This is a genomic window from Bradyrhizobium monzae (genome assembly GCF_021458635.1).
Lineage (GTDB): Bacteria > Pseudomonadota > Alphaproteobacteria > Rhizobiales > Xanthobacteraceae > Bradyrhizobium.
Genome location: NZ_JAIRDQ010000002.1, coordinates 619,551 through 633,706, shown reverse-complemented (window position 1 = coordinate 633,706; position 14,156 = coordinate 619,551). Strand labels below are relative to the sequence as shown.

At 63.5% G+C, this 14,156-nt stretch carries 11 protein-coding genes; 6 read left to right on the top strand and 5 right to left on the bottom strand.

Going from position 1 to position 14,156, the window contains the following annotated elements; all coding sequences use genetic code 11:
* The first annotated feature begins 32 nt into the window (after positions 1 to 32).
* The 4 genes from K3F49_RS12030 to K3F49_RS12015 all read left to right on the top strand — a co-directional run bounded on the left by K3F49_RS12030 (position 33) and on the right by K3F49_RS12015 (position 6,098).
* A complete protein-coding gene (locus tag K3F49_RS12030) occupies positions 33 to 1,526 on the top strand; it encodes an ABC transporter substrate-binding protein (protein ID WP_234681130.1) in 1,494 nt (497 codons plus the stop codon).
* A gap of 341 nt (positions 1,527 to 1,867) precedes the next feature.
* Complete coding sequence (locus K3F49_RS12025; protein ID WP_234681129.1) at positions 1,868 to 2,842, top strand: magnesium transporter CorA family protein; 975 nt, start codon at positions 1,868 to 1,870, stop codon at positions 2,840 to 2,842.
* Positions 2,843 to 2,991: 149 nt separating this feature from the next.
* Positions 2,992 to 4,173, top strand: coding sequence for a membrane dipeptidase (locus K3F49_RS12020; RefSeq protein ID WP_234681128.1), 1,182 nt, complete (start codon positions 2,992 to 2,994; stop codon positions 4,171 to 4,173).
* Positions 4,174 to 4,439: 266 nt separating this feature from the next.
* Positions 4,440 to 6,098, top strand: a complete 1,659-nt coding sequence (locus K3F49_RS12015; protein ID WP_234681430.1) for a tannase/feruloyl esterase family alpha/beta hydrolase — start codon at positions 4,440 to 4,442, stop codon at positions 6,096 to 6,098.
* A 106-nt stretch (positions 6,099 to 6,204) separates the two neighbouring features.
* Here K3F49_RS12015 and K3F49_RS12010 read toward each other — a convergent pair whose 3' ends face one another.
* Both K3F49_RS12010 and K3F49_RS12005 read right to left on the bottom strand, forming a co-directional pair.
* Positions 6,205 to 6,822: an alpha/beta hydrolase gene (locus tag K3F49_RS12010; RefSeq protein WP_234681127.1), complete on the bottom strand. Its 618-nt coding sequence runs from the start codon at positions 6,820 to 6,822 to the stop codon at positions 6,205 to 6,207.
* Entirely contained in the window at positions 6,819 to 7,757 is a 939-nt protein-coding gene (locus K3F49_RS12005) for a ring-cleaving dioxygenase (RefSeq protein ID WP_234681126.1), read from the bottom strand. Before K3F49_RS12005 ends, K3F49_RS12010 begins: the two co-directional genes overlap by 4 nt.
* A 128-nt stretch (positions 7,758 to 7,885) precedes the next feature.
* Here K3F49_RS12005 and K3F49_RS12000 point away from each other — a divergent pair, with 128 nt between their 5' ends.
* Positions 7,886 to 8,794 (top strand): LysR family transcriptional regulator, encoded by a 909-nt coding sequence (locus K3F49_RS12000; protein ID WP_234681125.1) that lies wholly within the window; start codon positions 7,886 to 7,888, stop codon positions 8,792 to 8,794.
* Positions 8,795 to 8,928: 134 nt separating this feature from the next.
* Here the strand turns inward: K3F49_RS12000 and K3F49_RS11995 are convergent, their stop codons facing one another.
* From K3F49_RS11995 to K3F49_RS11985, 3 genes are all read right to left on the bottom strand, one after another.
* The gene (locus K3F49_RS11995) at positions 8,929 to 9,105 is read right to left on the bottom strand and encodes a hypothetical protein (RefSeq protein ID WP_234681124.1); all 177 of its coding nucleotides are present in this window, start codon (positions 9,103 to 9,105) and stop codon (positions 8,929 to 8,931) included.
* 353 nt (positions 9,106 to 9,458) lie between these two features.
* Complete coding sequence (locus tag K3F49_RS11990; RefSeq protein WP_234681123.1) at positions 9,459 to 12,152, bottom strand: hybrid sensor histidine kinase/response regulator; 2,694 nt, start codon at positions 12,150 to 12,152, stop codon at positions 9,459 to 9,461.
* On the bottom strand, positions 12,149 to 13,192 hold the full coding sequence (locus K3F49_RS11985; RefSeq protein ID WP_234681122.1) for an ABC transporter substrate-binding protein: 1,044 nt from the start codon (positions 13,190 to 13,192) through the stop codon (positions 12,149 to 12,151). The genes K3F49_RS11990 and K3F49_RS11985 overlap by 4 nt, the downstream gene beginning before the upstream one ends.
* A gap of 164 nt (positions 13,193 to 13,356) precedes the next feature.
* On the opposite strand from K3F49_RS11985, the gene K3F49_RS11980 reads away from it, so the two are divergent.
* Positions 13,357 to 14,118, top strand: a complete 762-nt coding sequence (locus tag K3F49_RS11980; RefSeq protein ID WP_234681121.1) for a hypothetical protein — start codon at positions 13,357 to 13,359, stop codon at positions 14,116 to 14,118.
* Positions 14,119 to 14,156 lie beyond the last annotated feature (38 nt).

The following is a 14,156-nucleotide window of genomic DNA, read 5'->3' as shown; positions in this document are numbered from 1 at the left end:
CAAGACGACAGAACAAGGCCGGGGAGTTGGGCATGTTGAAGAAGCTAACGATCGTCGCTTTTGCCGCAGCATTGGCCGCGGCGCCGCTGCCGGTGCTGGCGCAAAGCAAGAAGGACAGCGTCGTCATGGGCATGACGCTGGAGCCGCCGGGGCTCGATCCCACCAACGCTGCGGCCGCAGCGATCGCCGAAGTCACGCTCTACAACATCTACGAGACCCTGACCAAGATCAACGAGGATGGCTCGGTCGCGCCGCTGCTCGCCGAGAGCTGGACTGCGTCGCCCGACCTGAAGACCTATACGTTCAAGCTGCGCAAGGGCGTCAAATTCCAGAACGGCGAGGCCTTCGATTCAGCGGCCGTGAAATTCTCGTTCGAGCGCAACGCGGCCGCGAACAGCACCAACAAGGACAAGAGTCTGTTCCAGGCCTTCGAGAAAGTCGACGCGCCGGATGCCGACACGATCGTGCTCACGCTGAAATATCCCGAGCCGAACCTGCCGTTCCTGCTGGGGCAGGCGAGCGGCTCGATCGTCGAGCCGAAGAGTGCTGCGACCAACGTGACGCAGCCGGTCGGCACCGGGCCGTACCAGTTAGGGGCCTGGGTCAAGGGCTCCTCGCTTACGCTCAACAAATGGGCCGACTATCGCAATGCCGCTGCGATCAAGCTGTCGAAGGTGACGATCCGCTTCATCGGCGATCCCGCCGCGCAGATCGCGGCGCTGCTGTCCGGCGACGTCGACGCGTTCCCGCGCGTCACCACGCGCGGCGTCGCGCAGTTCAAGAGCGATCCGCGCTTCACCGTGCTGGTCGGCGGCTCGAAGGCCAAGACCATCGTCGCCATCAACGAGAAGAAGAAGCCGCTCGACGACGTGCGGGTGCGCCGCGCGATCCTCGCCGCCATCGACCGCAAGTCGATGATCGACGGCGCGGTCGAAGGTTTCGGCACGCCGATCGGCAGCTTCTATACGCCGGGCTCGCTCGGCTATGTCGACACCACGGCCGTCAATCCCTACGATCCCGAGAAGGCGAAGAAGCTGCTGGCCGAGGCCGGCGTCACCACGCCGCTCGAGCTCAGCCTGAAGCTGCCGCCGCCGCCTTACGCGCGGCAGGGCGGCGAGATCCTCGCAGCCCAGCTCGCCAAGGTCGGCATCAATGCCAAGATCGAAAACGTCGAGTGGGCGCAGTGGCTGTCACAGGCGTTCGCCCCCAACGGCCCGCACAATTACGACCTCACCATCGTCTCGCATGTCGAGCCGTTCGATCTCGTCAAGCTGACCGAGCCCGACTTCTATCTCGGCTACAACAGCGAGGCGTTCAACGCGCTCTACAAGCAGATCGTGTCGACGCCGGACGAAGCCGGCCGCGCAAAACTGCTCGGCGATGCCCAGAAAATGCTGGCGACCGACGCGGTGGCCGGCTTCCTGTTCCAGCCGCAATGGCCGACGGTCATCAACAAGAAGCTGAAGGGCGTCTGGAAGGAAGTCCCGCAGTTCGAGAACGATTTCTCGGCCTGGTCCTGGGAATAAACCCGGTCATCCAGGTCAAATCCGGCATCTCGATTTTGACCTCTCCCCGTCGGGGAGAGGTCATTTGTTTGACCGCATCAAAACAAAATCCGCAAAACAACCCCATGCACAGTAGAAGCGCTTATGGAATTTCTCATTTCGGTGAATCAGAATAATATTTGACTCGTCGGGCAAAACACTGGCATGATGGGATCATCGAAGAAGGCCGCCGCCCGTGCTTGTCTGGGAGCGCCGCTTCTGTTGATCCCCGACGTTGAACGATTGGAACCCTCATGCGTTAGCCCGGCGCTGGATGGCCGATTGCCGTGCAATCCGGCGCGAGGGCAGACGGAGTTCGGTCATTGCTGAAACTGCACAGGTGGCCCTCCGACGACTGGCAAGGCATCGGCGCGGAAATGCCCTCGGAGATCATCTGGGCCGATCTCTTGAACGCGACCACAGAGGAAAAGCAATTCGTCGAGAGAATGCTCAAGGTTCGTGTTCCGTCCGAGGAATCGCTCAGCGAGATCGAGGCGTCGAGCCGATTGATCCTCGAGCACGGCACGCTCTATCTCAGCTCGCCGGCGGTCCGGCTCAACGAGGATAACGAAGCCGAGATCACGCCGGTCGGGTTCGTCATCGGCCCGCATGTGTTGGTGACGGTGCGCTTTGCAGAACTGCCGATCTTCGACCAGATCGGCAAGCGCGTCGGCTCCGACGACAGTCTCGAGAACGGCATGTGCGTGTTCACCAGTCTGCTCGAGGCCATGATCGACCGCGGCGCCGATGCTCTGGAGCACCTCGGCGCGAAGGTCGACCAGCTCTCGCGCGGCGTCTTCAAGGGCGGCCTCGTTCGCACCAAGCGCCCGGTTCGCTCCAGCCGCAGGATGCGCGAGGCGCTGGAGAATATCGGCGAGCTGGCCGATCGTCTCGCCAAGGCGCGCGATGTCCTGCTCGGCGTCGGGCGTATCGCGTCCTATGCCGACAATGTCGGGAGCGATTGGATCACGGCGGCGTCGAAGAAGCGCCTCGAGGCTGTCTCGAAGGACGTCGTTTCGCTCAGTGACTACGAGACGCGGCTGTCCGACAAGATCCAGCTTCTGCTCGATGCAGTGCTCGGCTTCATCAACATCCAGCAGAACGAGCTGTTCAAGATCCTGACGATCGTCTCCGTCGTCGGCGTGCCGCCCACCATCCTGGTCGGCGTCTGGGGCATGAACTTCAAGAACATGCCGGAGCTGAGCTGGACGTTCGGCTATCCGTTGTCGCTGCTCGCCATCATCGCCAGCGGCGTGCTGCCGCTGATCTGGTTCAAGCGGCGCGGCTGGTTCGAGTGAGTGCGATACGGCTGCTCGGTCGTTGGCCTCGCGATCCGAAGGACAAAACGGAACGTGTGCATCGACAACCTCCTTGCGATACCGGTTGCCAAGCTAGGAAAATTCGAGCAATGATTATATATTATAACTAACCTGGGGAGGTCGCCGTAGTGAGACAGGTCAATCGACGATCACGTCGCACCGTGCTCCAGGGCCTGGCGGCGGCAGGGGGAGCGGCCCTGTTGCAGCCTTCTGTGCTGGCGAATGCGTGGGGGCATGAGACGGTCGATCCCCGTGTCGCCAAGATTATCGCCGACACGATTTCCATCGACATGCACAACCACGACGGCCAGCCGACCTTCGCCAGGACGCCCGCCGACCGCAAACCCGACGCCACCGGCGTCGATCTGCCAGGCGAGATGAAGAAGGCCGGGCTGTCGGCAATCTGTTTGACATACGCCGTCGACATCTTCCGAACGCCGCAAAAAGACGACTGGTACCAGTATCATCTCCAGTGCCTTGACTATGATGACAGGCTGCTGGCGAAAAGCGGTATGCGCCGGGCTTTGACGGTGGCCGACCTGAAGGCGGCGCATGCGAGCAAAACGCCCATCGTCATCCAGGCTTGCGAAGGCGCCCACTGGATCGAAGGAAAATTGGAGCGGATCGAGGAAGCTTACAAACACGATCTCCGTCTCATGCAATTGCCGCATCAGATGCACGACCTTGTCGCGCCTCTGGGCGGTCTGCAGCAGCTCATAGTGCCGCCGGGTGGAACTCAAAGTGGCACGCCTGCAAACGTCACGGGGCTCACTCCTTTCGGAGCCGATGTCATCAGGGAATGCAACCGTCTCGGTATTGTCGTCGATATGGCGCATGCAGACGAAGAAACTGTCATGGGCGCGCTGAAAGTGACGCAGCAGCCGCTGGTGGTTAGCCATACTGCACTCGACAGCGAAGTCGCCAGATCAGCAGACCTATACGTCGGCAATCCGGGCCTCAAGGCGCGTCTGGCGAACAAAACCTACGCGAAGGCCGTCGCCGATGCCGGCGGCATCATGGGGATATGGCGCATCTTCCCGACGGTGAAAGACTATGTCACCGGTATCAAGCAGATGGTTGATGTGGTGGGCGTCGATCACGTAGGTATCGGAACCGATACGTCGTTAGCACTTCCGGGTGGCGGGCCCGTTCCCGGCACCAACAATATCTGGCCGGATGAAATGAATGGCTTTCTGTATTCGGTCGCGCAGGAGATGCTGACGCAAGGTTTCCAGCCGGACGAAATCTCGGCGATCGCCGGCGGCAATTATCTCCGCCTGTTCGGAAAGGTCACGCGCAGCGGCGCCTAGTCAAGCGTTGTCGAACCAAACGGTGGGAAACCGCTTCACTGTCTTGGACGTATAGGCTTGGACGTACAGCTCAGCTGGCAATTGCTGTGGGGCTGCCACGGCTGAATAGCGACGGCGAAAGCAGTGAATTGCGTGCGCCAGGAGCTGCTTTCGTCCGCACCTTCCTCGGTTGGGACACGGCTTGCCAGGGATATGGCCCGGGTATAATGGTTATAAAATATAATTAAACTGGGGAGGTCGCCGTGAGGTCTGGTGCTGTATCGGCAGTGATATTGGCTGCCCTTCTTGGGACGACGGTGCTCGCCCGCGCCGATGACGTGAACTGCTCGCCGGTCACCACGGCATCGCTTGCTATCCCCGGCATCGAGATCGTCGCCACCAAGCTGCAGGAGGCCGGCAACAATCTGCCCAAGCATTGCATTTTGACGGGGCTGGCCAACCGTCGCACGGGTGCGGACGGAAAGGCTTATTCAATTCAGTTCGAGATGAGGCTGCCGGCCGAGTGGAACGGGCGCTTCCTTCACCAGGTCAATGGCGGCAATGACGGCGTGGTCGTGCCCGCGGTAGGTCCCCGCCCCGAGGGGCTTGGATCGGGCGGCACGGTGCCGCTCGCGCGAGGTTTCGCGGTGCTGTCGTCGGACAGCGGTCATTCGGGCTCCGACCCCGCCAACACGCCACTCGGACTGGCAGCAGGCGCGGCCTTCGGGCTCGATCCGCAGGCGCGGCGCGATTACGGCTACGCCGCCGACATGACGCTCTCGCCGGTTGCGAAGAAGGTGATCGGGCTGCATTACGGCCGCCAGCCGGAGCGCTCCTACATGGCCGGCTGCTCGAACGGCGGACGCCACACGATGGTCGCCGCCTCCCGCATGCCCGAAAATTACGACGGGTTCCTCGTCGGCAATCCCGGCTTCGATTTGCCGCGCGCCGCGGTCCAGCACGCCTGGGACGTGCAGGCGTTCCTGAAAGCCGATCCGGATCTTCGCAAGTCGATCACCAAAGCGGATGCGCAACTCGTTGCCTCGCGCATCACGGAAGCCTGCGATGCACTCGACGGTGCCAAGGATGGGCTTACGTCCAATCTCGCCGCCTGCCAGAAGACCTTCGACCTCAAGAGCCTTGTGTGCGCGCCCGGCCAGAACTCCGCCTGCCTGCCGGAAGCCAAAGTGGACGCACTGAAGACCAGCCTCGCCGGGCCGAAAAATTCGAAGGGCGAAGCGCTCTATTCGGACTGGCCGCTCGACGGCGGCATCGGCACCGGCAACTGGCGCGCCTGGAAAGTCGAGAGTTCGGTCCCGCCCTGGAACAATTATCCGATCATTGCCACGATGGGCGCGGCGTCGCTGAACTACATTTTCTCGACCCCGCCAGTTGCCGTGGAAGGCAGCACCGACAAGCTCATCGACGCGCTGAAGGCCTACGATTTCGACAAGGACGCGCCAAAAATCTTCGCCAGGGACGGCACGTTCACAGAGTCCGCCATGGACTTCATGGCGCCGCCCGATGTCGACGAGCCCAAGCTCACAGGCCTGCAAGCGGCCGGCCGCAAGATGCTCATTTTCCACGGCCAGGCCGACCCGGTGTTCTCGGTCAACAACACCATCAGCTGGTACGATCGACTGAACAAGAACGCGCAGGGCCATGCCGATGGCTTCGCCCGCCTTTTCACCATACCGGGCGGGACGCATTGCGGCGGCGGGGTCGCGCTCGACAAGTTCGATGCCCTGACGGCATTGACCGAGTGGGTTGAGCACGGCAAGGCGCCGGAGCGGATCATTTCCTCCATCGATCCGGCCAACAAGGAAATCCCGGCGACGTGGAGCGCAAACCGAAGCCGGCCTCTCTGCCCCTATCCGTCGTACGCGGCCTACTCCGGTTCAGGCGATAGCGAGGACGCGGCGAACTTCGTGTGCAAGACGCCGTAGCGCGGCTAAAGCGCGATGAGATTGGGTTGAATCGTCATCGCGCTTTAGCTCTTTGTTTGAGCATGATCTTTTCGGAAAACCGCTTCACACTTTTCCGGATCATGCTTTAGACCAGTGCCTCGATGTTGCCGATCCAGTCGCGGGCAAGCGTGACGTCGGCTTGCGACAATTGATGGCCTGCCGGCAAGACCTTGTGGTCGACACGTGCCCCTGCTTCCGACAGCAGCGCCGCAAGCTTTGCTGAATTGCTCGCCGGCACGATTGGGTCAGCCTGCCCGGACAATAACAGAACTGGCTTTCCTGCAAGCTCAGCCTTGGGCGGATCGGATAGCGGCACCATGGCGCGCAGCAGGATCGCGCCTGCCAGCACGTCCGGCTTCAGCAGCAATAGCGCGGCTGCGATGTTGGCGCCGTTGGAGAAGCCGACCGCAACCGGTGCGGCGATGCCGTATTGCTTCCGTGCGTCGGCGACGAACTCGCCGAGCTCGAGCGCACGCCGGCGCAAATCCTCCTCGTCGAACACGCCTTCCGCCAGGCGGCGGAAGAAGCGCGGCATGCCGTGCTCGAGCACGCGTCCGCGCGGCGAGAGCAGGGCGGAGCCGGGCGCAATCATCTTGCCGAGCCCGAGCAGATCGTTCTCGTCGCCCCCGGTGCCGTGCAGCAGCAGGAGCGGGGGCGAGCCCGCGTCGCGCGCGGGCTCGAAACGATGGATGAAGTCGGTCATGATGCGGTCTCTTCCAAATTCGGCAGCACGCCCTCGATCTGCTTGCGCTGCGCTTCGAGGAAACTCGGCAGCTTCAGGTCGCGCCCGAGCGTTGCGACGGGCTCGTCGACGGCGAAGCCGGGGATATCGGTCGCGATCTCGAACAGGACGCCGCCGGGCTCGCGGAAGTAGATCGAGCGGAAGTAGTTGCGGTCTCTCTGCTCGGTCGGGTGCAGGCCGTGATCGCTCACGAGCTTTTGCGCCATCTTGCCCTGCTCGACGTCGTCAGCCGCGCGGAAGGCGATGTGGTGCACCGAGCCGCCACCCTGATGGCCGCGCAAAAAGCCCTTGGCCTCATAGATGTCGACAACGCTGCCTTCGGTATCGCCCGCCGCCTTGAAGCGGATCACCGAACCTTCGCGCCCGGTTTCCTTGAAGCCGAGCACGTCAGTGAGGACGGCGGCCGTCTTCGCTGCGCTGTCGAGCAGCAGCGTCACGCCGTGGAAGCCGCGGACCGCGTGCTCGGCCGGCACGTCGCCATTGCTCCAGCCGGGCTCGTTCTCGGCGCCGGGAATGCCGACCAGCGCGAGCGCCATGCCATCGGGATCGGTGAACGGCAGCACCGACTCGCCAAAGCGCTTTTCCAACGCCTCATGGGCAATGCCCTTCTCGATGAAGCGCTGGGTCCAGTAGCCGAGCGAGCGCTGCGGCACGCGGAAGGCGGTCTGATGGGTCTCGCCGACGCCGCGACGGCCGGGGGACACGCCGGCCCACGGGAAGAAGGTCAGGATGGTGCCGGGGCGGCCGGTCTCGTCGCCGTAGTAGAAGTGATAGGTGCCGGGATCGTCGAAATTGACCGTCTTCTTGACGAAGCGCAGGCCGAGCTCCCGGGTGTAGAAGCCGAAATTGCGGATGGGGTCGCCGGCGATCGCGGTGACATGGTGCAGTCCAGACATTGTCGCCTCCAGAATTCGGGGAGCGGTCTTGCTCTGGAGCGAAATATCGTTCCGCTTTGGATTGGAGACAATCCATGCAAATATGACGACTATGTCTACGATTTGGAACCAATCGCTGGGGCGACGCCTTGGATAAGGTCGCCAGCCTCCGGGCCTTCGTCAAAGTGGTCGAAAGCGGCAGCTTTGCCGAGGCCGGCCGGCAATTGCGGCTGTCGCGCTCGGCGATCAGCAAGTACATCGCCGATCTCGAAGAGAGCCTCGGCGTCCAGCTTCTGAACCGGACCACCCGCCACGCCAGCCCGACCGAGAACGGCCAGCGCTATTTCGAGCGTGCCGTCGTCATCCTCTCCGAGATCGAGGCCGCCGATCAGGCGGTGGCGCAGGCGCAGTCGGCGCCGCGCGGACTGTTGCGCGTCAACGCGCCGATGTCGTTCGGCACCATGCGGTTAGGTCCCGTGCTGGCCGATTTCATGGCGCGCTATCCGGAGCTTCAGCTTCAGATCGTGCTCAGCGACGATCTGCTCGATCCCGTCCAGGACGGTTTTGACGTGACGCTGCGGATCGCGGAATTGGAATCTTCGAGCTTGATCGCGCGAAAAATCGTGCCGGTGCCGCGCATGATCTGCGCATCGCCCGATTATCTCGCGCGTCACGGCTCACCAAAGCATCCGCAGGATCTGCGAGAGCATGCTTCGCTCACCTACGGTTTCCTGCTCACCGGCAATCAGTGGAAGCTCACCGGCCGCGACGGCGATCACTGGATCCAGCCGGCCTGGTCGCTTTGCGTCAACAATGCGGAAGTGCTGCGCGACGTCGCGATCAAGGGCAGGGGGCTCGCGCTGCTGCCCGAGTTCATCGCCGCGGATGCGCTGAGGAAAGGCGAACTGCGGACGGTGCTGGACGACTATTTTGCGCCACCGCTTTCGCTCTATGCGGTCTATCCGCCGACGCGGCATTTGTCGGTGAAGGTACGGCTGTTCATTGATTTTCTGGTTGGGCGGTTTGGGGGTGAGGAAGATACGGGCGCCCGAAGCTAGGGCGCGCGTGCGCATGACATCCGCGATGTCCGCTTATCTCCCCCGGTTGTCGATCGCTCTCGGTCGCATATTCCCGCTACGACCACCACACTAGCCGTCCGTCCAAGGCCGCCAGGGCCGTTCGCGCCGATGAGCTACACGGCCTTCCGCTCATTCATTGCGGTTTCAACCTGGTCTGCGAGGACGTTCAGTTGATCGGCGAGGCGGCCGAACAGTTCCTGCTTGGCCTTGTCGGTCGCGAGATCGCGGATGAGCGCGCACTCCGCTGCATCTTTCCGGAGCTTTTCGAGCTGAGTTCGATAGTCCTGCATGATCGCCGCCCATTCTTGCTTTTCCTGATCTAGGGAGAAGCAATCTGGACTCCAAGAAAATCAGCTTAACATTTGTTATGGCAGGAATTTGTCAAGCGGGAAAAACTGGCACCTCCGGGGCTGGCAAAGCCATTTCAGTTCGGAATTATTGAAACCCGGAAGCGTGAGGGCCGCTGTCCACTGGATGGCGGCCCTTTGCTCAGGAACGATCGCTGGATTGCCACGTTATCCCGGTGCCCTTCCCCAAGAGGGCGACCCCGATTGGCCCCAGCTTGTGTCCCCGCCCCTGAGAGCTGGGGCCTTTTTCGGGACGCATGCTTTATCGCTCCATCGCAACGGTCACTATCTCGGCCCTAGCTGACCGAGCGCTGCCCGGCAGGCGCGAGCAGATCGTCCAGCGCGCTCATCGATGCGTCGCGAAGCGCGGCCAGCTCGCGCGCTGCATCCTGGCACGCGCCTGATGACATTGAAGGCGCCGTCAGCTCGATGTCACGGCAGCGCTCGAACAGGCGGACGAGGCCGAGGGCGCTCGCCGCGCTGCCAAGCTGGTGCGCGGAACGCGCGAGCTGCTTGTGATCGCCCGTTGCGGCCGCCGCAGTGATGTCGACGATCAGCCTTTTGCTGGTCTGATCCAGCAGCTGATGAAGCTTTGCGATTTGCGAAGCACCGAGCAGCTCCTTCTGGTCGTCGAGAAAGTACCGGTCGATCAATGCGCCGATTTCGAGCGGCGCGCCGCTCGTGCCATGCTCGGGCTCATCCTCGATCGCTTCGCGAAGCGCGTTGATCAAGATCGGCTTGCTGACGACCTTGGTGATCCCGGCGCCTGCGAGCCGCTCGCGGGTGCCGAGTGACACGTCGGCGGTCACGACGATGATCCGCGGCATCGGCTGCAGGGGGAGCTGTCGAATGCGCGCGGCGGCCTCCACGCCATCCATGTCGGGCATGTGCAGATCCATCAGGATGATGTCGAACGCCTGGTTGCCTGCGCGCGCGACCGCTTCTGCGCCGTTCCTTGCGATCGCGGAATGGTGGCCGAGCCGGCTCAAAATGGCTTCGCCGACTTCGCAATTGACGGGATCGTCGTCGACCAGCAGCACGCGGCGCTGCCGCGACGGCGGCGCAATCGCGCCTTGCGCGATGTCGCTGGCGGCGCGGGCGAGTGGAACGAGCACAGTGAACACGCTGCCGGCATCCGGCGCGCTCTCCACCGTCAGCTCGCCGCGCATCAGCCGGGTGAGCCGGCGCGCGATCGCAAGTCCGAGGCCGGTGCCGCCGAACCGCCGCGCGATGCTGTCGTCGGCCTGCACGAAGTCCTCAAAGATCCGCTCGTGCATATCGGGCGCGATGCCGATGCCGGTATCACGAACGACGACGCGGAGAAGCGCACCGTCAGCACGCTGCTCGGCTGTCGCGCTCAGCGAGATGCCACCGCTCGGGGTGAACTTGATGGCGTTGCCGATCAGGTTGAGCAGGATGCGGTTGAGCCTGACGGGATCGCCGTGCACAGAGGTGCTGATCGTCGCGTCGCGGGTGAAGTCGAAGCTCAATCCCTTGCCAAAGGCTTGCGGCCGCATCAGATCGGCCGCGGTCTCAATCAGCTGGTCGAGACGGAAGTCACGCGTCTCCAGCGCCTCGGTGCTGGCCTCGAGGCGGGCATATTCGAGAATGGCGTCGACCAGCGCGATCAGCGTTTCGCCCGAGGCGGCGGCGGTTGCGAGGTGGCGGCGCTGGACCTCGCCGAGGCGGCCGTCGTCAAGCAGCTGCAGCACGCCCATGACGCCGTTCAGCGGCGTGCGCAGCTCGTGGCTGACGACGGCGAGGAAGCGCGACTTGGTTTCGTTGGCCGCAACCGCGACGCTGCGTGCGCGCTCGGCCGCATCGTGCTCGGCGAGGGCGTGATCGCGCGCCTTCTCGAGCTCGGAGGTCCGTTCGATGACCTTCCGCTCGAGCGTCGCATAGGATTCACGCAAATGCGCGGCCATCCGGTTGAACTGGTCGCCGAGGGCCTCGAGCTCGTCACCCGTCGTGATCGCGAGCCGCAATCCGAGGTCGCCGCTCTCGATCCGCCGCGCGCCCTGCGTCAGCATCTGGATCGGCACGGTCATGCGCCGGCTGAGCCAGAGCGACACCAGGGTGGCGAAGGCCAGCAGGACGATCAGCAGGAACGTCGACCGTCCGATCGAGGCGTAGATCGGCGCGTAGGCTTCGCTGAGCGGAAGCTCGACGAACACCAGCCAGCCGAGCGAGGGGACCGTGGCATAGGTCGAAAGCACGCGTTGCCCCGAAAAATCCTCCTTGATCAGTCCGCCGGAGGGCGGCCCGACGCCGTCGAGCGCGGCGCGTACGTCCGGATGCCCGGAGAGATCGCTGCGGCGGAGCGCCGGCCACAAATCGGGATGCGCGATCAGCACGCCGAGGCGATCGACCACATAGGCCTTGCCGGTGTTGCCCACCCGGATCCCGGCGACGAGGTCCCAGATGAAGCGCAGATTGACCTCGGCGACGACCACGTTGGGCGTGCTGCCGGTGCCGCGGGTGGCGATCGTCATGAAAGGTTCGGTGTCGCCGAAAAAATAGACCGGCCCGTAATAGGCCAGGCTTTCATTGGCGCCGCGGAAGGCTGCAAACGAGGAGTGGTCGGCGTTGCTGCCGATCCTGTCCGCGACACGGCGCGACACGCGCACCTGCTCGCGGCCCTGCGCATCGAGCTCGGTCAATTCGGCGATCGCGGGCGAGAGGCGCATCAGGCGGATGGCGTTCAGACGCTCGTCTTCGTTGGTCGAGAGCTCTGCGGGCAGGCGGGCGAGCCATCTGATCTGGTTCTCGATCTGGCCGATGAACTGGCCGATCTGAATCGCCGCGCTCGCGGCCTGCTCGCGCTGGGTCGCCGCGAGAAGCTGCTTCTGCTCGCGATAGGAGAACCAGACGTCGAAGCCGGTGTTGATGGCGAGTGCGGCGAAGGCGAGGGTGACGATCGAGTAGAGATATTTGCGGAACAGCCGGCCGGGAGGCGTCCGCAAATGTCCCTGGTCGACCGCCTCGTTCACTCGCGAATCTCGTCGGCGCGCACCAGCAGCGTGAACGGGATCTTCAGCCCGAGCGCATTGGCAACTGTGCGGTTGATCAAGAGCTCGTATTTCCGCGGCGATTGCACCGGGAGATCGCCGGCCTTGGTACCGCGCAGGACGAGATCGACATAATCGGCCGAGCGCACCTCCAGCGTCGGCCCGTAGCTCATCAGCCCGCCGGCATCCATGAAGTAGTGGAACGGATAGATCATCGGCACGCGATATTTCGCCGCCGTCGCGACGATCGCCTGCCGGTTCACCACCAGGAAGCTGTCGACGAGCGAGATCATCGCCGCCTTCGGCGGCTCGGCGAAGCGGCCGATCGCGCCGTCGATCTCGGCTGCCGTGCTGATCGGCGTGAGGACCACGGTCACGCCCGAGGCCGCGGCCTCTTGCTCGACGGAGTCGAGGTAGAAGCGCCCGGCGCGAGGCGTGCTCGCCGGATTGAACAGCACGCCGACGCGCCGGATATCCGGCACGGCCTCCTTGATCAGCTGAAGCCATTTGCCGCCCATCTCCGCGGTGCTGCTGGTGAAGCCCGTGACGTTGCCGCCGGGATGAGCGAGGCTTTGAACGAAGCCATTGCCGACGGGGTCGTTGGATGTCGCGAAGATGATCGGGATGGTCTTGGTGGCCGCCATGATGGCTGCGGTCTCGACGGTCGATCCGGTCAGGATGACATCCGGCCTGAGCTCGATGAGCTCCGCGACTGCGGCCTTCATCTTGTCCGGACCGCCGAAGCTGGAGCGGACCTCGAAACGGTAATTGACCCCTTCGACCCAGCCACGCTGTCTCAGGCCCGCGATCAGCGCGCCTAGGCGCGTCGTCGAGCTTTCGCTCATGTTTCGTCTGGTCAGCTCGTCGTCGAGCGACAGGCTGGTGATCGAGGCGACTACCCGCATGCGATCCGGCGTTGCGCCAAGCGCAAGGAAGCCCGCGGCGGTTGCGCCCGCAAGGCGAATGAAATCGCGGCGGGCGACCGCCGGCACAACGCGGGCAGGAGCAGGCCGCTCAGTCATGAAATGTTTCGCAAAAGTTGTCCCCGACCTTGTGCATAACGCGAAAGCCTTGCGGCGACAATTGATGAAAATATGCGCCTGTGAATGTTCATTCGCAGCCACGGGCAGTCCAATACCGTATTGCTAGGTGAATCGTTGTTTCAGGCTTGTTTCGAAGGTTTACGATGCGCAAAATCTATCTCGTTCCGGCCCTCGTCGGCCTTCTCACCACAGTTGCGGCCGGGCCGCTGGCGGCTCAAGGCGTGCAGGGCGTGACGCCCAGGCAGAAGGCCGCAGCGGCGCCGAAGGCGGTCGCGGCTGGTGCCTCGCCCGGCGCAGCAGCCCCTGCCAGTGCCGCGCCTGCAGCCCCGAGCGAGACCGCCCCCGCCGACGACAAGATCAAAGCGATCGACGGTTTCCGCTCCGCCAAGTTCGGCATGAACGAGGCCGACGTGCGCGCGGCGATGGCCAAGGATTTCAGCCCGAAGGCCGACGCGATCAAATCGCAGGACAATCCGTCCGAGCTGACCCACAGCGTGCTGCTGCCCGTTCCGGAGTTGCTGCCGAACGGCGGCACCGCCGAGCTCTCCTATGTGTTCGGCTACAAGTCCAGGTCGCTGATCCAGATCGGCGCGGTCTGGTCCAAGGCGACCGATGCGGCCATGACGCCGGAGAAGCTGTTCTCCAACGCCAACATCCTGCGCGCGCACTTCCTCAGCGAAGGGTTCAAGCCCGACTCCATCGCGGTCAACATGCCCGTCAACGGCGGCATCGTGATGTTCCGCGGCAGCGACGCCAAGGATCGTTCGGTGATCCTGCTGCTGCAGGGCACGTTCGAGAACAAGGAGAACAACCAGCGTGTGCTCACGCCGACGAGCCTGCTGCTGTTCTACGTGGCCGACGCCAAGAGCCCCGACGTCTTCAAGCTTCCGCCCGGCCAGTTCTGATCACGTGCCATCTCAATTCATTCTCCCACCCGGTTGTG